Here is an 18,852-nt window from a genome sequence, read left to right on the forward strand (position 1 = left end):
CTCTCAAGAACCATAGAAATCCCCTGTGGGAGCAGGCACGCCCGCCCCCACCGTGTCGATCGGTATTCACTCAAGGGGCTTGCAGGTTGTGCATCACCGGTTTGAGCGCGGGGTACACCCGCAGGTAATCGGCAAACGCCCGGTCATAGGCGTGCACGTTTTCGGCCCGTGGCTCGGCGCGCAACTCAAGCTGCACCCAGCCTTTTTGCATCTGCGCGTCATCCACCAGGCCCACCGTGTGCGCCGCCAGCAACGCCGCGCCCAGGGCCGCTTCCACCTCCTGCACGATGGTGTACACCGGGTAGCGGGTCACATCGGCGATGATCTGCATCCACAAGTCCGAGTGACTCGCGCCGCCCACCACGATCAGGCGCGGGTCCAGCGAATGCGCGCCCCGCGTCCCCGCCTCGATGTTGTGGCGCAGGGCAAAACTCACCCCTTCGAGCACCGCGCGGTACAGGTGGATACGGCTGTGATACAGGTTCAGCCCGACAAAACTGCCACTGGCGCGGTCATCCCACACCGGGCTGCGCTCGCCCATCAGGTAGGGTAAAAACAGCAACCCTTCACTGCCCGCCGGGATGTCCAGGGCGCGCTGTTCCAGCAAGGCCAGGCTGTCTTGACCGGTGTCCCGCGCCTGCTGTTCTTCGGCCTGGCAGAACTGTTCGCGAAACCAGCTCACCGAGGCCCCGGCGGTGATGGCGCCGCCAAAGATGTAGAGGTCGCGGTGGCCGTTGTACACGTGGGGCATGCTCACCAGCCCGTGGCGCGCGTCCACCTGTTGGTTCAGGTAGCCCCAGCACATGCTGGTGCCGATCATCGCCACATGGTTGCCCGGCTGCGTCACGCCCGCCGCCAGGGTGGCCATGGCCGCATCCACGCCGCCCGCGAGGACCGCCGTGCCCGGCGCCAGGCCCAGGCGCGCCGCCCATTCCTCACGCAAACCGCCCACCACCTCGCCCGAATACACCAGCCGCTCGGGCATCATCGCCAGCGGGATGCCCAGTGCCTCCAGCATCTCGGCCGACCAGCCCCGCGCCGCCACGTCGTAGACGCCACCGAGGTTGCCGGCGCTGCTGTGGTCCACCGCCAGCTCGCCCGTGAGGCACCAATTGATGTAGCTGTTGGGCGGCAGCAGGTAACGGGTGTTTGCCCACACCTGCGGTTGGTGCTGCTTGAGCCACAGCATCTTGGTGAAGCCGTAGTAGCTGTCCACCGAGTTGCCGGTGACCGCCAGCAACCGCTCGACATCCACCTGCTCACGCACCCACTGCACTTGCTCGCCAGCGCGGCGGTCCATCCAGATCAGGCACGGGTGCAGCGGGGTCATCTGCACGTCCACCGCAATGCCTGAGCCGCCATACAGGCTGCTGATGCACAGCGCCTTGACCTGCTCGCGGGCCACCCCGGCCTCTGCCATGCACTGCGCCACGCACGCCTGCACCGCCTCCAGCCAGACCTGCGGCCATTGTTCGGCCCAGCGCACCTTGGGGGTATCCACGCGATACCCCAGGCTGTGCTGGGCGATGATCTGTCCCTGACCATCCACCAGCAGCGCCTTGGTGCTCTGGGTGCCGATGTCGACACCCATCACATAGTTCATCGTCAGACCACCGGCTTGAGCAGCACTTTGATCGACTTGGTCGAGTTGGCCAGCTCAAACGCTTCGGCCCAGTCGTCCAGCGGGAAGTCATGGGTGACGATGCCTTTGGACGTCACCAGGCCGCGCTCGAACAGGTCGATGGCGATCGGGTAGCAATACGGCCCCAGGTGTGCGCCGCGCACGTCCAGTTCCTTGCGGTCGCCAATGATCGACCAGTCCACACTGGTTTCGGCGCCAAACACACTGAACTCGACGAACCGGCCCAGCTTGCGGATCAGGTCCAGGCCCTGGGTGACGCCCGCCGGCACGCCGGTGGTTTCGATGTACACGTCGCAGCCGTAGTTGTCGGTCAGGCCATTGATGATCTCGCGGGCGTTGTCTCGCGAAGGGTTGATCACCACGTCGGCGCCGAACTGCTTGGCCAGTTCCAGGCGCTCGTCGACCATGTCGATCACCACCAGTTTTTTCGGGGTTTTCAGGGCGGCCACTTGCACCATGCACAGGCCCAGGGTGCCCGCACCGGCGATCACCACCACGTCGTCAAGCTGCACGTCGCCGCGGTTGACTGTGTGAATCGAGCAGGCCATGGGCTCGACCAGCGCCGAGTCTTCCAGCGACACCGACTCGGGGATCTTGTGCACGATGGCGGTCTTGGGAATGCGCATGTACTGGGCCATGCCGCCTTCGGCCACTTCACGCTGGAAGCCGAAGATGTTGTGCACTTCGCACATCCAGTATTTGCCCGACTTGCAGAACCGGCACTTGCCGCACGGCACGATCTGCTCGGCGATGACCTTGTCGCCCACCTTCACGTCAAAGTGTTCTTCGGCACCCTCGCCCACCTCGGCCACGTAGCCGAAAAACTCGTGGCCCGGCACCACCGGCGCCTTGACCCAGGGGTTGTCACCGCCCCAGAACATCGCCGCGCCCGAGTGGCACTTGCAGTCACTGGCGCAAATGCCGCAGGCGGCGATGCGGATCACCAGTTCGTTGACCCGCGCCCGGGGTTTGCCGATCTGTTGCAGGCGGTAGTCTTTGGGGCCGTGGCAGACAACGGCTTGCATCTGGGTGTGTTTGTCCATGGTGGTTTGACCTGTCTTGAGGAAACGATTAGTGATGGCGCTGACGGCTGATAAAGATCGCCAGCAGAATGATTGCGCCCTTGATCACGCTCTGGACGTAGGGCGAGACACCGAGCATGTTCAAGCCGTTGTTCAGCACGCCCAGCAGCATGGCGCCCAGCAACGTGCCGACGATCACCCCGCGCCCGCCGGCGATCGAGGCGCCGCCCAGGACCACGGCGGCAATGGCGTCGAGTTCAAACGACACCCCCGCATTGGGCTGGCCGCTCATCAGGCGTGAGGTCAGCACCAGCCCGGCCACGGCGGCGGTCAGGCCGCTGATGCCGTACACCAGCAACTTGAACCGCGCCGCCCGCACGCCCGACAGGCGCACAGCCTCCTCGTTGCCGCCGATGGCGTAGATGTAGCGACCGATGCGGGTGTGTTGCAGCAGCACGTAGGCCGCCACGTACGTGACGAGCATGATCAGGATCGGCACCTGGATACCGAGCAGGCTTTCGCGGCCGAAAAAGCCGAACCACTCCGGCAGCCCGGAAATCGGGTAGCCGTCGGTGTACATCAGGCCGAACCCGCGCGCGATGCCCATGGTGGCCAGGGTGACGATGATTGGCGGCATCTGCAGGTAGGCCACGAACAGCCCGTTGCCGATGCCGAACGCCACGCCGATCAACAAGCCCACGCCAATCGCCAGCCCCGGCGGCAACCCCGCCACCATCAAGCCGGCGGTGAGGGTGCCCGACAATGCCATCACCGGTCCTACCGACAAGTCGATGCCGCCCGTGAGGATCACGCAGGTCATGCCCACCGCGATGATCGCGTTGATCGACACCTGGCGGGCGATGTTGGACAGGTTGCTGGCGGTCAGAAAGGTGTCGCTGGCCACGATCATCACCAGCGTCACCACCACCAGCCCGATAAACGGATAAAACGCGGGCGAGCGGCTCAGCCGTGCAAGGCTTGGGCGCAACCGGCCAGCGCCGGTGGCGGCCTTAATGGACATATTCACTTGAACCCCCTGTTGCATGGCGCATGACCTCTTGTGGGTTGACGGCGGACGCTTCCAGCACCTTGACGATGGCGCCCTTGTGAAACACGGCGACGCGGTCGCACATGCCGATGACCTCGGGCAGTTCCGAAGAAATCATGATGATGGCGTAGCCCTGTTCGGTGAGGCTGCGCATCAGCGTGTAGATCTGCGCCTTGGCGCCCACGTCGATGCCCCGGGTGGGCTCGTCGAACACCAGCACGTCGCAGTGATGGTTGATCCAGCGGGCAATCACGACTTTTTGCTGGTTGCCGCCGCTGAGGTTGAACACCCGGCTTTCGCCGCTGGGCGCCTTGATCGAGAGTTGGCGCATCAGCGCCTCGACACTGGCGCACTCGCGGCCCTTGTCGATCAGGCCGCTGGCGTTCTGGTATTTGGGCAAGTTGTTGAGGGAGATGTTTTCGCGAATGCTGAAATCGGTGATCAGCCCTTCGCTCTTGCGGCTTTCGGGCAGCAGGCCGATCCCCTGGGCCAGGGCTTGCGCAGGGTCGTCGAGGCGCACTTTTTCGCCGCGCAGCCACACCTCTTTGCTCACGGTGGGCAGCGCGCCCATCATGCCCAGCGCCAGTTCGGTACGCCCGGAACCCACCAGCCCGGCAAAGCCGAGGATCTCGCCCTTGTGCAACTGGAAGCGGTTGTGCGGGCCGTCGCGCACCAACTGGATGTCTTTGACATCGAGCAACAGCGGGCCACGTTCGGTGGCGGGCTTGGGCGGGAAACTGCTGGACAGGCGCCGCCCCACCATCATCTCTACCAGGTGGTCGATGTCGCTGTCGGCCACCGCGGTCACGCCCACGTTGGTACCGTCACGCAGCACGCTGATGCGGTCGCACACCTGGAAAATTTCCTCCAGGTGGTGAGAGATAAAAATCACCGCCACGCCCTGGCGCTTGAGCTCGCGCATGATGTCGAACAGCAGTTCGGCTTCGCTGGGTGTGAGGGTGGCGGTGGGCTCATCCAGCACCAACAGGCGCGCGTCCAGGGCCAGTGCCTTGGCGATCTCGACGAACTGCTGCTCGGCCACGCTCAGGTGCTTGACCGCGCAATGCAGGTCGATGCTCACGCCCAGGCGCTGGAACAACGCCGCGCTGGCCTCGGCCATTTCGCGCTTGCGCAGCAGGCCGAAGCGGTTGCTCAGCTCATGGCCCAGGAAGATGTTTTCCACCGCCGTGAGGTAGGGAATCAGGCTGAATTCCTGGAACACAATGCCGATACCGGCGGCGATGGCATCGCGGTAGGTCGCGAACTGCTGCGCCTGGCCGTCGATCAGGATCTGCCCTTCGTCCTGATGCTCGACGCCGCCCAAAATCTTCATCAACGTGGATTTGCCTGCGCCGTTCTCGCCGAGCAGGGCATGGATCTCGCCGCGTTCCACTTGCAGGTCGATCGACTTGAGGGCCTGCACCCCCGGGTAGCGCTTACAGATATTGTGCAGCTTGAGAAGACTCGTCATACCGCCGACCCCGTACTCAGAAGGAAAACCAGGCCCCGTGAACCCCACGGGGCCCCGGTGATTTACCAGCTGAAATCCTTGGCCTTGGCCTGGTCGACCAACGTGATGTCCACCGGAATCGTGGCAGGCACTTGCGAGCCCCACTTCTTGGCCAGGGCAATGCCCAGGGCCAGGCGGATCTGGTCACGCGGGTACTGCGCCGAGGTGGCGATGAACTTGCTGCCCGGCTTCTGAATCGCCTTGATCGCTTCCGGCGCGCCGTCGACGCTCACCAGTTTCACGTCCAGGCCGCTGGCTTCGATGGCCGACAGCGCGCCCAGGGAGCCGTTGTCGTTGACGCTGAAAATGCCCTTGAGGGTGGGCTGGGCCTGCAGCATGTTTTCGGTGACGGTCAGCGCCTGGTCACGCTCCTGCTTGCCGTTTTGCACGCTGACAATCTTGATGTCCGGGTGCTTGGCCACGGCGTCCTTGCAACCGCGCACCCGCTCCAGGATCGGCACCACGGCGATGCCGTCGAGAATGGCAATGTTGCCCTTGTTACCGATGTTCTTGGCCAGGTACTCACAGGCCTGGACCCCGGCGTCGTAGTTTTTCGACCCCACGAACGCGTCCAGCGGGCCCTCGGCCTGGGCATCCACCGCCACCACGACCACCCCGGCCGCATGGGCGGACTTGACGGCGGACTGCACGCCCACCGAATCGGTGGGGTTGATGATCAAAATATCGATGCCCTTTTGCAGCATGTCTTCGACATCGCTGACCTGCTTGGACACGTCGTGACGGGCGTCAGTGACAATCAACTGCGCACCGATGGTCGCGCCCGCATCTTCCAGGGCGCTCTTCATGGTGACGAAGTAAGGGTTGTTGATTTCCTGAAAGGACGCACCGATGCGGATCGGCGTGGCCTTGGTGTCGGCGAAGGCAACGCCAGCGTTGCCAAGGGAGATGCTTAAAGCCAGTAAACACAGGGTTTTCGGGAGCATTTTCATGGCGTGGGTCTCTGTTTTGTTTTTATTTTTAGAGCAAATGTTATCGTTAACATTTTGCGAAAAGCTAGCAAGGAAAATGAAGGCGCGCAAGCCCCCGCTCGTCGCGTGAACGGGGCACCCCGTCAAACCCAGCGGGCCGAACAAAAAAAGGGGCAGCCCGAACGGACTGCCCCCCTGCCCTGCTACCTCGTCAAATCAATGCACGATGTTCTGGTAGCAGATGTGCCCCAGGCTCACGTACTGCACGCTGTTGCCACCCACGCCCACACCCGGGAACTCGTCCAGCTCGATACGCCAGCCGCCTTCGTTGAACCAGGTGTCCCACTTGTAGGTCACGCCGGTGCTGCTGTCGGTAATGAGCGTGCGGTAGTCACCGTTGCACGTACCGATGTTGGCCGTGGCCGCCGAAGCACCGGCGCTGTCGGTGGTGGCTTTGTAGTCGACCCAGTGGAAGTTCGCGTCGTAGAAGTGATTGTCCACGCGCAAGACCGGCGTGATCCCCGCCAGCGGCACGCCGGTGGAGTCGGACCATTGGGTGCTCCAGTTCAGCAAGCGCCCGGTCTGGGTGGCAAATGGCGCCACGGACACAGGCACCCGCACGATGCGGTCACCGGAAACGCTGTGGGTGTTCAGGCGCGGCGACGAACCCAGGGTGAGCGCGTATGACGCGGTAGGGTCCTGAGCCTCTGCCGGGTTGGCCCGCACGCGCACCTTGACCAGATAACCTGGCGAGCCACCGGCCATCGTGAGGCTGGTGCCGGCCGGCACCACGACCCAATTGGCACCGTCGAAACGCTCGAAGATCCACTGGCTACGCGTGCCATTACGCACCGCGTTGAGGGCGATCGCCACGTTCTGGCCTCGCACCGAACGGAAGTCGAAGTAGTCCACGTCGCCAGGGTTATCGAGGTTGCCGGTGACCTTGTTCAGCGCATCGGGCAGCAGGAACGCCGTGGCCGGGCTGTCGTTGGGTTCATAGGCGTCGATGTTCAAGTCGGCCGCAACGCCAAACGTGAACTGGGCGTTATTGGCCGTGTTGGCCACCATGAACCAGTAGTAATCCCCCGCGGGCAGGACGCCGTCGATGTATTCATCGGCGCTGCCCGGGTTGTCGGAGTACGCCAGCAACTGCGGGTCGCCGCCCAGGCCGTCATCGCGAAACAGGGCCAGGGACATGTCGGCACCGGCGCTCTGATCGAACAGCTGCACCAGCACGCGAGCGTTTTTAGGCAGGTTGAAGTGGAAGCCGAACTGCTGGCCGGTCTGTACGTTATCGACGAGGTAGAACTGGTTGATGTCCAGGGTTTGAAACAGCGGAACAATGCCTGCCGCTGCGGCCTTGGGTGCATCCGGGCCCGGCTTTTTCAACGCGTCGGCCTGGGTTTCAGTCACCGTGACCTTGCCACTGGCGGCCTGCGCCTTGACCGGCGCCTTGGCGGTCATCGCGGCCTTGAATTTTTGCTGGAGCGCCGGGGAAAGCGGCTGGGGGTGCAACGGGCCGCCAGACGTGAGGGGGTGGACTGCGGCCGGCTTGCTGGCCTGCGCACTGACCGAGGGTTGTGCTGCCAGGGCCAGCACCGAAACGCAGCAGGAGGCCGCCAGGGCCAGGCCCGCCATAAAGGCTTTTTTTGATTTCATTTTTTATCCATCCGTAGTTAAAACTGAAGCTCAGGTGACATCCGGTCACCTGGGATGGAATCTAGATAAAGACTGTATATATGTCCAGTATTTTTAGCCTAGTAACCTGTCATTTCCAGATACCCCACCCCGCCGTCGAACTGCACCGGGCCTTCCCAGTAGGGAATATTGAGGTTCATCCACGCCTTGGGGTTGACGGCACGGGTGGTGATGTCGAGGTGTTTGCCGGGGATTTTCAGAGACCAGCGCGTGGGGATTTTGCGCCCGTCGATGTCGGTGGTGCCCAAGGGGGTGAGCTGGATGTCTTGGTTGTGCAAGGTCTGGGTGTGCCCGTCGTGGTCGATCCAGGTGCCGGTGAGGTAAGGCGTGCCCCCGGTCTGGCGCACGCGAAACAGCATCAACTGCTCGCCCCGGTCCAGGTGCAGGGAGAACCAGTCCCAGCCGGTCTGGTTGGCGCCCAGGGGCTGGCTGCTCCACTCGCGGTCCAGCCAGGCGGGGCCGCTGACCTGGTAGGTCTTGCCGTCCAGGGTGATCTGCCCACTGGCGCTGAAAAACGGCTGGCTGTAGTAATACGAGGCCTGGCCTTGCTCGGACTTGCGGCTGTAACCGTTGTCGCCCTGCAATACCAGCGGGCGGCTGGAGGTCAGGTGCAAGTCGTAGTTGAAGTGTTCACCCGAGGCCTTTAGCTCAAGGTCGGCCAGGGCATCGGAGGCGCCCGGGCGGGTGGCGAAGTTCCAGTCGTCGATCCAGGCATTGAACGGTTGCGCCTGCGCGCCCGCCTGCCCGACACCGCCACGGGCATAGCGCTCGGCGGCGTAATGGTGGGCGGCGGAGGTGACGGCGGCGTGGCCCAGCCAAATAGTGGAGTCGTGCCAGCCCGGCGCTACCGGCCCGGCCTTGAGGGCGTTGCGAAACAGCGTCCACTGCACGCCGTACAGGTTGCCCTCGGCGTCTTTGAGGTTGGCGGTGACGTACCACCACTCAATGCGAAAGCCCGCGTGCGGGCCGTGATCTTCAGGAAAACTGAAGACCTTGCCCGGCACCACTTGGGCGAATGCGGACGCGTCGCTGCCAAGCCCGGCAAAACTCTCAGGCGGGGGCGCGGGTTGATCGCACGCGCACAACAGCAGGAACGCGGCCCACCACAACGGCTTATGCTTCATGGGCAAATGTCCTGAGCAAATCCGCCGGGCGGCTGCGGTACAGCTGCCACAGCGGCCACGCCGACGCCAGCAACGTCGCGAGCATCGCCAGCCCCAACAGCTGCGCCAACTGCGCGGGAAAGACCTGCAACGGCAGGCGCCAGCCAAAGGCTTGTACGTTGATCACCGCGTCCAGGCACCACGCCAGCAGCAGGCCCAAGGGCAACGCCAGCACCAGCGTCAGCATCGCCAGCAGCCAGGTTTGCCCAAGGTTGAGCAGCATCAATTGGCGTCGCGTCACGCCCAGCGCCCACAGCGGGGCGAGTTGGCCAAGGCGGCTTTGGCTTTGGGTCAACAGGCTGATGAACAGCGCCACGCCCGCCACGCCCAAGGTCAGGCTGTTCAGCGCGGCGGTGGCCGCAAACGTGCGCTCGAACACTTGGCTCGACCAGCCCTTGAGCTGCTGTTGCTCCACGATGTGGCTGTCTTGCAGCGCAAACTGCTGCTGCACCTTGCGCACCAGCGCGGGCACCGCCTGCGGCGCCATGCGCAGGTTGAAACGCACCGGCGACAGCTGCGGCCAGTGCTGCAACAAGTGCCGGGCGTTGACCAGCAAGTGGCCGCGAGGGTTGCCGTAGTCGGCGTAGACCCCAATGACCCTGGGCGACCACACACCGTGGGGCGTCGGGATGGACACGTGATCGCCCGGCTGTACCTTCAGGCGGCGGGCCATTTGTTCACTGAGCATCAGGCTGTCGTCTTGCAACAGGTGGTCCCATGGCTCGGCCACGGCGTCCAGCAACGGCCAGTGCTGGCGATAGGTGGGGTCGTCGACCACGCCAAACAAGTCCGCTGGCCAGCCCTGCAATTGCAGGGTGACTTGCCACGCGGGCAGCACCGCACTCACCTCTGGCTGGGCGTGCAGCCAGCCCAGCATCTGCTCGGCTTGCGCGGGGTTTTGCGGGGTCAGGTAAAGCTCGGCAGTGAGGCGTTGCTCCAGCCAGTTGTTGAAGGTCTGGCGAAAGCCCGAGGTCATCGAGCCCGCGCCGATGTTGGCAGCCAGCGCCAGCAACAGGGCCATCAAGGCCAGGCTCAGGGCGGGCAATTGCTGGCGGCAGTCAGCCAGAAACCACTGGCCCAGCACCGAGCGGCTACGGCCCAACACCCCCTGGAGCAGGCCGTTGAGCACCACCGGCAAACCGAGCGCCGCCCCCAACAACAGCGCCGCCATCAACACAAACCCGCTGGCCAAACTGTTGCCCCATTGCTGCGCCGCCCAGGCGATGACACACGCCGCGCTGGCGACCCACCCCTGACGCCGCAACCAGCGCACGTGGGCCTGGTGCCAGGCCTGCGCGTTGGCCAGGGCCAGCAACGGCAACCGCGCCGCCCGCCACAGGCTGCTGGCGCCAGCAAGTAACGCACCGAGCAGGGCCAGGCCTAAACCTGCCAACCACCACAGCGGGCTCAAGGTGAGTTGCCCCGGCACGTCGGCGCCATACAGGCCGCGCAAACTGGCGGCCACGTCGGGCAGCAGCAGGCTGGCCAGCAGGTAACCGCTGGCCACGCCCATCAGGCCGCCGAGCAGGGCCAAGCCAGCCAGTTCTGCGCTCAGACTGGCGATCAACATGCGCGCGCTCACACCGCATGCGCGCAAGGTGCGCAGCAGGCCGCGGCGTTGTTCCAGCGCCAGGCCGATGGCGGCGTGCACGATAAACAGCCCGACCACAAATGACAGAAACCCCAACGCGTCGAGGTTCAGGTGAAAGCTTTCGGTGAGCCGCGACAGGTTGTTGTCTTCGGCCTGTTTGAGCTGCACCTGCGCATCGAGGCCGGCGGGCAACGCCGGATGGCGGGCAGCGAAAGCGTTGTCCAGCAACAGGTGCGAGAGGCGCCCGGGCATGTCGAGCAAGGGCTGGGCAAAGCCGATGTCGGTGAGCAGCAGGCCGGGGGCCATGTCGGGTTGCGCTTGCAACGGCGCGAGTGCCTGCCCGCTGGCCGTCAACGGCTGGTCACCCTCCTGCAGCCCCAAGGCCTGCAGGGTTTGCGGGGCGATCCAGGTACGCCCTGGCGGCTCGAAAAACGCCACCATTTGCGCCTGGCTCAACGTGCGCCCTGCCACCGCGCCGCCACCGGGCAACGACACCGGGTCAATGCCCATCAGTTGCAGGCGTACCTCCTCATGCCCCAGCAGGTTGAGGCGGCCCTGCACCACCGGCGACACCGGCCAGCCCGCACGGCGCAAGGTGGCAAACAGGTCCTGTGAAACGCTTGCCCCGTCGGGCGCGGTGAGGCTGGCCTGAGGCTCGCCGCCGATCAGCTGGCTGGCCCGCGCGTAGCTGTCACGCGCCTGGCTGTTGAGCGCCTGCACCCCGGTCAGCAAGGCCGTGGCCAGCCACAGGCCGGTGAGCACGCTGAAAAACTGCACGGGGTGGCGGCGCCAATGGCTGAGCAGCGCGCGCAAGGTCCAATAAAACACCCGCACGTCAGCGCTCGCCAGCGTCGATGACGTGCCCACGGTGCAGCACCACCTGGCGGTCCAGCCGCGCGGCGATGCGCGGGCTGTGGGTGACCATCAGCAGGCTGGTGGGGCTGTCGCGCAGCAGGTCGAGCATCAGTTGCAGCACCTCATCGCTGGTGCTTTCGTCGAGGTTGCCGGTGGGTTCGTCCGCCAGCAGCAGGCCGGGGCGCGAGGCCAGGGCACGGCCTACGGCCACCCGTTGTTGCTGGCCGCCAGACAATTGCTCGGGGTAGCGCTTGAGCAGGTCGCCCAGGCCCAGGCGCTCCACCAGTTGCGCTTGCCACTGCGGGTCCAGGCGCCCGGCCAGGCGCGCCTGGAACGCCAGGTTGTCTTCGACCTTGAGGCTGCCGATCAGGTTGAACTGCTGGAACACCAGGCCGATGTCGGTGCGTCGCCAGTGCGCCAGTTGCGCTTCGCTCATCTGGTCCAGGCGCCGCTCGCCCACCTGGATGCTGCCGCGATCCGTGCGGTCGAGCCCGGCCACCAGGTGCAGCAACGTGCTTTTGCCACTGCCCGACTCGCCCATCAGCGCAAGGCTTGTGCGCGCGCCCAGGTGAAGGTCGACGCCCGCCAGCACGGCCAACGGCCCCTGAGGCGTGCCGTAACTTTTAAACACTTGGTGTACGTGCAGCATCCCCATCCCCCGCCTGCCTGTGGACTGATGCAGAGGATAACGGTTGTAACAATTTTATGTCACATACCTGGGTGACAAGTGCACCTGGCGCTGCCCGCAAATTTTTCACATTGCTTTCACTCGGCGGCCACCTGCGCAACTTTAAATTGCCGCCCATCAGCGATTAACAGCGCGATGTTTTTTTCAAACAACCGTTAGTGCACATCACCACTTTTTAACCTCGACATGTTCAGCAAAAAGACAGCAGCCCTATGACACGCTTTTGCTCAATTACGCGCCCTGCATTTGTTTCCCTGGCCCCGTCTAACTTGCCGCAGCCCGTTAGCGAGTGGCGCCTGAAAGTTATCAATGGTGAATACTGTGGTTGACCTGACTTTGGCCAAGCGCCGCTCACGCTGGGCGTTTGTAAACTGGCGAAACATGCTGCGGCTCAGCCTGTCGGCCGGCGTGCTGGGCGGCCTGTTGGTGGCGGTGTTTATCGGGTGGCCGAGGACACCGCCCGACCTGTCCGTGGGCCAGCGCCTGCTCACCTCTGGCGTGTTGGAAGCCTGGCGCAACGGCGATTTGGTAATCCTGGTGCGCCATGAAGAACGCTGCGACCGCTCCACTAACCCTTGCCTGGGGCCACTGGACGGCTTGACCGTCGCCGGTTCAGTGGCCGCCACCGCCATGGGTAAGGCCTTTCAGACCCTGGGCATGCAAAACACCGACGTGCTGAGCAGCTCCACCACCCGCACGGCGCAGACGTCCCAGTTCATGTTCGGCAAGGTTCAATTGGTGTCCGGCCCGCCGGTGATTTGCGGGCATGCGGTTGGCGAGGAGATCCGGCCCTTCAAGCAGCCGGACCGCAACTTATTGCTGGTCACGCACAGCGCCTGCCTCAGTGATTTCGAGCGCGAACTGGGCTTCCCGCACGCCGCCAGCGCCGACTACGGCACCGCACTGTTTGTCAAAGTACTGCCCTCGGGTAAGTTCAAGGCACTGGGCTTCGTCAACAACAAGGACTGGGCCGTCGCGCTTAAACAACTTTGAGCACTTTTTACTGTTATTAACGCCATCATGTTCAGCCAGCCGACAGCCAGGCTGTGGCAGAGTCTTATATTTTAGTTTCATCCTTTACGGCACCGTTCATTGGCCAACTTATTAATAAAGTTTGGGGCCGACAGTGGACACCTTCGGTTTCACCCGCTTGACTTGGGCACAAGGGCTTGCGCCCTTCGCCAACTAACAGACTGTTCAAGGAATAACGCTCTGTGCTTTTACCCCGCTCGCTGACCGCCGTTTTTACAACTGCTTTCCCCTCGCGCATGGCCGATCTCGATCGGCTGTCAAGACCGCCTGAGAGTGCACGACTGATGACTCGTCTCAAACCCCTGCCCGTGTTGCTGCTGGCATTCGTACTGTTTTATTTGTTGCCCCTGGGCCTGCACGGTCTGTGGATCCCTGACGAAACCCGCTACGCCCAGGTCAGCCAGGAAATGCTGATGAGCGGCAATTGGGTGTCGCCGCATTTCATGGGCGTGCGTTACTTCGAAAAACCCGCCGCCGGTTACTGGCTGATCGCGCTGGGCCAGGCGGTGTTCGGTGAAAACCTGTTCGGCGTACGGATCGCCTCGGCGCTGACCAGCGGCCTGAGCGTGGCGCTGGCCTGGATGGTCGCCCGGCGGCTGTGGAACGACCCCCGCAAGAGCTTTGCCTGTGCCCTGCTCTACATGAGTTTTGGCCTGGTGGCCGGGCAGGCCGGGTATTCCAACCTCGACCCGCAATTCACGTTTTGGGTCAACCTCAGCCTTGTCGCGTTGTGGTTTGCCCTCGACAGCCCCTCGCCCCGTGCATGTACCAGCAGCTGGGTTTTCCTGGGCGTGGCGTGCGGCATGGGCTTTTTGACCAAGGGCTTTCTCGCCTGGCTGCTGCCGGTGCTGATCGCGCTGCCGTACATGCTGTGGCAGCGCCGCCTGAGTGAGTTGTTCAAGTTCGGCCCGCTGGCGATCCTGGTGGCGGGGCTGGTGTGCCTGCCCTGGGTGCTGGCGGTTCACCTTCAGGAACCGGACTACTGGCGCTTCTTTTTCTGGCACGAGCACATTCGCCGCTTTTCTGCCGAAAACGCACAACATACCCGCGCCTGGTGGTTTTTCTTGCCGATCATGGTCGTGGCCTGCATGCCCTGGGCGGCCCTGCTGCCCGCCACACTGCTCAAGACCTGGCAGCAAAAACGCCAGCCCGCCATGGTGTTCCTGGCCCTGTGGCTGCTGTTGCCCCTGGCGTTTTTCAGTACCAGCCGGGGCAAGCTGCCGACTTACATCATGCCGTGCCTGCTGCCGCTGGCGCTGTTGATGGGGCACGCCCTGATCGACTTGCTGAACAACGCCCGCTCCCGCACGCTTCGGGTCAACGGCCTGCTCAACTTCGGCATCGGCCTGGCGGCCATGGTCGCGCTGATCTATCTGCAGGTGGCCAAGCCGCTGTACGGCAACAGCCACAGCGAGATGTTCAACCTGTCACTGACCTTTATCGTGCTCATGGGGTGGATGCTCGCCAACCTGCTGCAAGCGCTGCGCCCGCTGACACTGTGGGCGATGCCCGCCCTGGGCATTGGCTTGCTGGTGCTGCTGTTGCCGTCGGGCATGCCGGCGCAGGTCGAAGAAAACGAGATGCCCGACCAGTTCATCCTCCAGCACATGCAGGCGCTGCAACAGACCGACGCGCTGCTGAGCAACGAACTGGCGTCGGCGTCGGCCCTGTCCTGGCGCCTGCGCCGGCCTGAGGTGGCGTTCTACGGCACCGTCGGCGAACTGCGCTACGGCTTGCACTACCCCGACTCGACGCACCGCAAGGTCAGCGAGGACTCGGTGCAGGACTGGCTCAAGGACGCCCGCAGCAAGGGTTCGGTGGGGGTGCTGATGCGCGTGCGCAGCACCAGCGAAATGCGCGAGGCCAGCCTGCTGCCGCTCGGGGGCAAGCGTTATTACCAGGGCGACCTGCAAATCATCATCTACCCGCCACTGCCGTAACACAGCCGCCTTAACCTGCAACCGGCCCACCGCAAATGCGCTGGGCCGGGCGCTTGTGCCAACCTCTTTGTGCTGCGGGACCCTCGCCATGACGCTCTGGAAAACCCAACGAGGTGCCCTGTTTCTGCTGCTGGGCGTTTCGGCCCTCATCCTGCTGCTGGGCCTGGGCAGCCGCGACCTGTGGGGGCCGGAAACCCGCTGGGCCAACATCGCCCTGCACATGCTGCAAACCGGCAATTACTTCGACCCCTACCTCATGGGCCAGCCGTATTACGACAAGCCCCTGCCCTCCTACTGGCTGATCACCGCACCGGCGAGCCTCGCGGGCGGGCTGGGGCCGTGGTCGTTGCGCCTGTCGTCGGTCGTCGCGGCGTGGCTGAGCATCTGGCTGGTCTACCTGATCGGCGAGCGCCTGTACCGCAAAGGCACCGGCCTGATCGCTGGCTGGATGCTGGCCACCACCTTTTACTTCATGTACTGGGGGCGAGTGGCCACAGCCGACATCCTCACCGTGTGCGGCGTGCTGGCCGCCGTGTGGTGGTACTGGCGCGGGCCGGACGACACCCGCCTGGGGCGCTATTGCGTGTTTTTCCTGCTGCTGGCCGCCACGTCCCTGTTCAAGGGCTTGATCGGTTTCGTTCTGCCGGGCCTGGTGCTGTTGCCGCACCTGCTCGACAAACAGCGCTACAAGCGTCACCTCAACGGGCGCCTGCTGCTGGCAATCGTCATCGCCGCCGTGTTGTATGCCGTTCCGTTCGTGTTGTCCCGGCTCTATGGCGCCCCTAACTACGGCGCAAGCGGCCTGGCCCTGGTGTTTCGGGAAAACGTGGTGCGTTTTTTCGACCCGTTCGACCACATGGGCCCGCTCTACACCTACCTGATTTACCTACCGGCCTACACCCTGCCCTGGACGCCGTGCGGGTTGCTGGGGTTGTGGCTTGCCGTGCGCACTGGCGCCACACCCCGCCCAACGTGCGCTGGCTGGTGTGGGGTTTGGGGTTGCTGTTTATGTTTTTCACCGCCAGCGGCAGCCGACGCAGCTACTACGTCCTGCCCCTGGTGCCCTTCGCGCAATTGCTGGGGGCTTGGTGGCTGAGTGAACGCATGGCGCGCATGGGCAGCATCGCCAAGGGTTGGGCCCGCGGCTTTGGCATGGCGGCCGGGCTGATGGTGCTGGTGTTGGGCGTGGTTTACCCCTGGACCAACGGCAACGGCGGCGTCACCCGGTTTGCCAGTGACGTACGGGCTCTAGCAGAAAACCAGGCGCCCTGGAACGAGTGGCAGTTGGTGATGGTGGACGTGGACAACAAACTGCCGATGTCGATGCAAAACCACGGCGCGCCGTTCGACTACGTGGCCGATACCGAAGACTACCCACGTCAGGGGGACAGCGCAGGCTTCATGGCCTGGCTTGCGAAAAGCCGCGGACACGCGTTTGACCCCCAACGCACGATTGTGGTGGTGCAGGCCACCAAGGACGACCCGACGCCGCTGGAGTATCTGGCGGCAGACCATCAGGTGGTCCGTACGGTGCCAGACAACGGAGAGCGTTTTTTTCATAAACGGGACGGTGGCAGCGTGGCGTTTATTCCAGTGAATCCGGCGCTGCAGGCCCGGCCCTAAGAAGCCGTTATCGAAGAAAGGCGTGCGCACTCAGCCTCACTGCGGTGACTGGGCACCTTTGCCCCCAGCGCCCGCCCCTGCGCCCGGTTGCGAATAAACCCGCCCAGCGCGAACCGCTCGAGCAGCGGCAACACCCGGCCTGCACGCGAAGGGACTGGCAATGCCACACCCTGCGCATCCGCCCACTGGCGTGCGCTGAACACGCAGTCCACACGCCCGTCACGCAGCGCAATCACGCGATCGGCCACCTGCCGCACGTCCGCCAAATGCCGCGACACATACAAAATCGCCACGCCCCGACGGCGCAAGCAGTCAATCAAGCCAAACAAACGCTGGGCTTCGGCGTCCGACAGCGCCGCCGTCGGCTCATCAAGAATCAACAACCTGGGCTGCAACGCAAACGCCCGGGCCAGCACCACCCACTGCCGCTCGGCCGGGCTCAGGCGCTCCACCGGCTGCTGCAACGGCAACACCAGCCCCAGGCCTGCCGCGATGGCCGCGGCGCGCGCCAGCAGGTTCTTGCGGTTCAACCAGAAATCCGTACCCGGCTGGTACAACTCATCGAGCAACAGGTTTTCGGCCACGCTCAACCCCGGCGCGATACCGTCGTCCGCCCGCTGATGCACGGCCACAATCCCCACGCGCCGGGCAGACAACAGCGACTCAAAGCGCTGCGGCCGACCACCCACCCACAACTCGCCGGTGTCGGCCACCTCGCTGCCACCCAAAATCTTCACCAGCGTCGACTTGCCCGCCCCTTCTGCGCCCAGCAACGCCACCACTTCCCCCGGAAAAATATCCAGGCTGACCTGACCCAACGCCTGCGCGTCACCCACGGTCTTGCACAGATCCCGCACGCGGATCAGGGGCTCGGCTGCAACGGCAACAGGGCGGCTCATGGAAAAATCTCTCACGCTGGACGACATACCTTTAATAACGTGCCAGCTCGGGGTTTTATTCCGTACGCCAGCGCGGTAAATCACCGTTTGAAACCGTATCGAAAAAGAACGATGCGCGCCCTACGCAATGCCACGGTCAACCCACGCTCGGGAACAACCGGCACACGCCAGCCTAAGACGCACAAACCGCCCCCCTCGACAGGCTGGCCGCCTTAATGAAGGCCTCGTCCAGGCTGTGGGCATTGTAAGTTTTCATAAAGTCATCCCCGCTCGCAAAATGATTGAAACGGTGCTGGGCCAACATATAAAAGTCATCACACTGCGTTACCACCTCTTCGACATTGTGGGATGACACCAGGATTGCAACGCCCTCTTTAGCAGCGCCCCGCAGACAGCGCCATATATGAAACCGAAACTCCGGATCAACGCCGGCTGTAGGCTCGTCAAACAATACGCAGTCGGCCCCGACAGCAAGAAGTGACAACGTAAAAAACCAGCGTTTCTCCCCATAACTACACAGCGCGGATTTCTTTCGCCATATCTGCGCATAACGCTGGGCAATGCCGGGGCTCCATTGCTCGATTTTTTCAAGTGCGTGCTGCTGGGTCATTTTCTTTTCCGAGCAAAAAAGCATCGCCATATTAAAAACATCAAACATGCGCAACACCGGCGGTGTACTGATAATTTGCGACAGGTATATTTTCTTTTTAAACCCGTCATAAATCCGCCCACTCTCGATTTTTTTCAACCCACAGAGCACATCAAAAAAAGTCGTTTTTCCAGAGCCATTAGGCCCTAGCAAGCCAGTTATGGATCCCGCCTTAATCGTCATAGACGCGTTAGAAATCAAGATATGCTGAAAATATTTAACACTGATGGAGTCCACAACCAGGCTCATTAATAGCGACTCCAGACAGGGTTAATAATCAGGTATTTCAATAACAACCCGAACGTCATCAGCATCAGAAAAAAAGCCATACACACCACACGCATCGAGTTGGAAACCCCAAGCTGCATGATTTCATTGGCCCACCACATGGGGTTGAACACCTTAATATATTCAACAACGGCATGTGGTGCGTTAATGCTCATCACGCCGAGCGCCAACATCACAAAAGATACTATTGAAAGTAGCGTATGCGTATTTTGAAAGCCCATAGGGATGGTCTGAAGTAGGCCACTATGTTTCGACAGCCGAGCCATAGACGCTTT

The 18,852-nt window shown here is 63.1% G+C and carries 13 protein-coding genes and 2 pseudogenes; 3 read left to right on the plus strand and 12 right to left on the minus strand.

Annotated features, from left to right (window positions below; all coding sequences use genetic code 11):
• Nucleotides 1-70 precede the first annotated feature (70 nt).
• The 9 genes from ACW9H9_RS15280 to ACW9H9_RS15320 form a co-directional block, all read right to left on the minus strand.
• The gene (locus tag ACW9H9_RS15280) at nucleotides 71-1,603 is read right to left on the minus strand and encodes an FGGY-family carbohydrate kinase (protein WP_457344003.1); all 1,533 of its coding nucleotides are present in this window, start codon (nucleotides 1,601-1,603) and stop codon (nucleotides 71-73) included.
• Nucleotides 1,604-1,605: 2 nt separating this feature from the next.
• On the minus strand, nucleotides 1,606-2,685 hold the full coding sequence (locus ACW9H9_RS15285) for an alcohol dehydrogenase catalytic domain-containing protein (RefSeq protein WP_457344002.1): 1,080 nt from the start codon (nucleotides 2,683-2,685) through the stop codon (nucleotides 1,606-1,608).
• 28 nt (nucleotides 2,686-2,713) lie between these two features.
• Nucleotides 2,714-3,709: an ABC transporter permease gene (locus ACW9H9_RS15290; protein ID WP_457344001.1), complete on the minus strand. Its 996-nt coding sequence runs from the start codon at nucleotides 3,707-3,709 to the stop codon at nucleotides 2,714-2,716.
• The gene (locus ACW9H9_RS15295) at nucleotides 3,675-5,183 is read right to left on the minus strand and encodes a sugar ABC transporter ATP-binding protein (RefSeq protein ID WP_457344000.1); all 1,509 of its coding nucleotides are present in this window, start codon (nucleotides 5,181-5,183) and stop codon (nucleotides 3,675-3,677) included. Before ACW9H9_RS15295 ends, ACW9H9_RS15290 begins: the two co-directional genes overlap by 35 nt.
• Before the next feature lie 62 nt (nucleotides 5,184-5,245).
• On the minus strand, nucleotides 5,246-6,172 hold the full coding sequence (locus ACW9H9_RS15300) for a substrate-binding domain-containing protein (protein ID WP_457343999.1): 927 nt from the start codon (nucleotides 6,170-6,172) through the stop codon (nucleotides 5,246-5,248).
• A 195-nt stretch (nucleotides 6,173-6,367) separates the two neighbouring features.
• Entirely contained in the window at nucleotides 6,368-7,810 is a 1,443-nt protein-coding gene (locus tag ACW9H9_RS15305) for a hypothetical protein (protein WP_457343998.1), read from the minus strand.
• Nucleotides 7,811-7,908: 98 nt separating this feature from the next.
• Entirely contained in the window at nucleotides 7,909-8,973 is a 1,065-nt protein-coding gene (locus ACW9H9_RS15310; protein WP_457343997.1) for a lipocalin-like domain-containing protein, read from the minus strand.
• Nucleotides 8,963-11,437 carry an FtsX-like permease family protein gene (locus tag ACW9H9_RS15315; protein ID WP_457344061.1) on the minus strand — a complete coding sequence of 825 codons (2,475 nt, stop codon included), beginning with the start codon at nucleotides 11,435-11,437 and terminating at the stop codon, nucleotides 8,963-8,965. The genes ACW9H9_RS15310 and ACW9H9_RS15315 overlap by 11 nt, the downstream gene beginning before the upstream one ends.
• 1 nt (nucleotide 11,438) lies before the next feature.
• Entirely contained in the window at nucleotides 11,439-12,107 is a 669-nt protein-coding gene (locus tag ACW9H9_RS15320) for an ABC transporter ATP-binding protein (protein WP_457343996.1), read from the minus strand.
• A 348-nt stretch (nucleotides 12,108-12,455) separates the two neighbouring features.
• Here ACW9H9_RS15320 and pmrG point away from each other — a divergent pair, with 348 nt between their 5' ends.
• The 3 genes and pseudogenes from pmrG (at nucleotide 12,456) to ACW9H9_RS15335 (ending at nucleotide 16,741) form a co-directional block, all read left to right on the plus strand.
• Nucleotides 12,456-13,139 (plus strand): lipopolysaccharide core heptose(II)-phosphate phosphatase PmrG, encoded by a 684-nt coding sequence (pmrG, locus tag ACW9H9_RS15325; protein WP_457343995.1) that lies wholly within the window; start codon nucleotides 12,456-12,458, stop codon nucleotides 13,137-13,139.
• A gap of 323 nt (nucleotides 13,140-13,462) precedes the next feature.
• Nucleotides 13,463-15,118: a lipid IV(A) 4-amino-4-deoxy-L-arabinosyltransferase gene (arnT, locus tag ACW9H9_RS15330; RefSeq protein ID WP_457343994.1), complete on the plus strand. Its 1,656-nt coding sequence runs from the start codon at nucleotides 13,463-13,465 to the stop codon at nucleotides 15,116-15,118.
• An 88-nt stretch (nucleotides 15,119-15,206) separates the two neighbouring features.
• A pseudogene (locus ACW9H9_RS15335) lies at nucleotides 15,207-16,741 on the plus strand (ArnT family glycosyltransferase).
• Here the strand turns inward: ACW9H9_RS15335 and ACW9H9_RS15340 are convergent.
• From ACW9H9_RS15340 to ACW9H9_RS15350, 3 genes and pseudogenes are all read right to left on the minus strand, one after another.
• A complete protein-coding gene (locus ACW9H9_RS15340) occupies nucleotides 16,738-17,640 on the minus strand; it encodes an ATP-binding cassette domain-containing protein (protein ID WP_457343993.1) in 903 nt (300 codons plus the stop codon). The pseudogene ACW9H9_RS15335 and the gene ACW9H9_RS15340 overlap by 4 nt on opposite strands.
• A gap of 172 nt (nucleotides 17,641-17,812) precedes the next feature.
• Entirely contained in the window at nucleotides 17,813-18,538 is a 726-nt protein-coding gene (locus tag ACW9H9_RS15345) for an ATP-binding cassette domain-containing protein (RefSeq protein ID WP_457343992.1), read from the minus strand.
• Nucleotides 18,538-18,852 (minus strand): annotated as a pseudogene (locus tag ACW9H9_RS15350) (ABC transporter permease); the annotation flags it as partial. The pseudogene ACW9H9_RS15350 and the gene ACW9H9_RS15345, both read right to left, overlap by 1 nt.

It is taken from the genome of Pseudomonas sp. SDO5215_S409 (genome assembly GCF_054071325.1).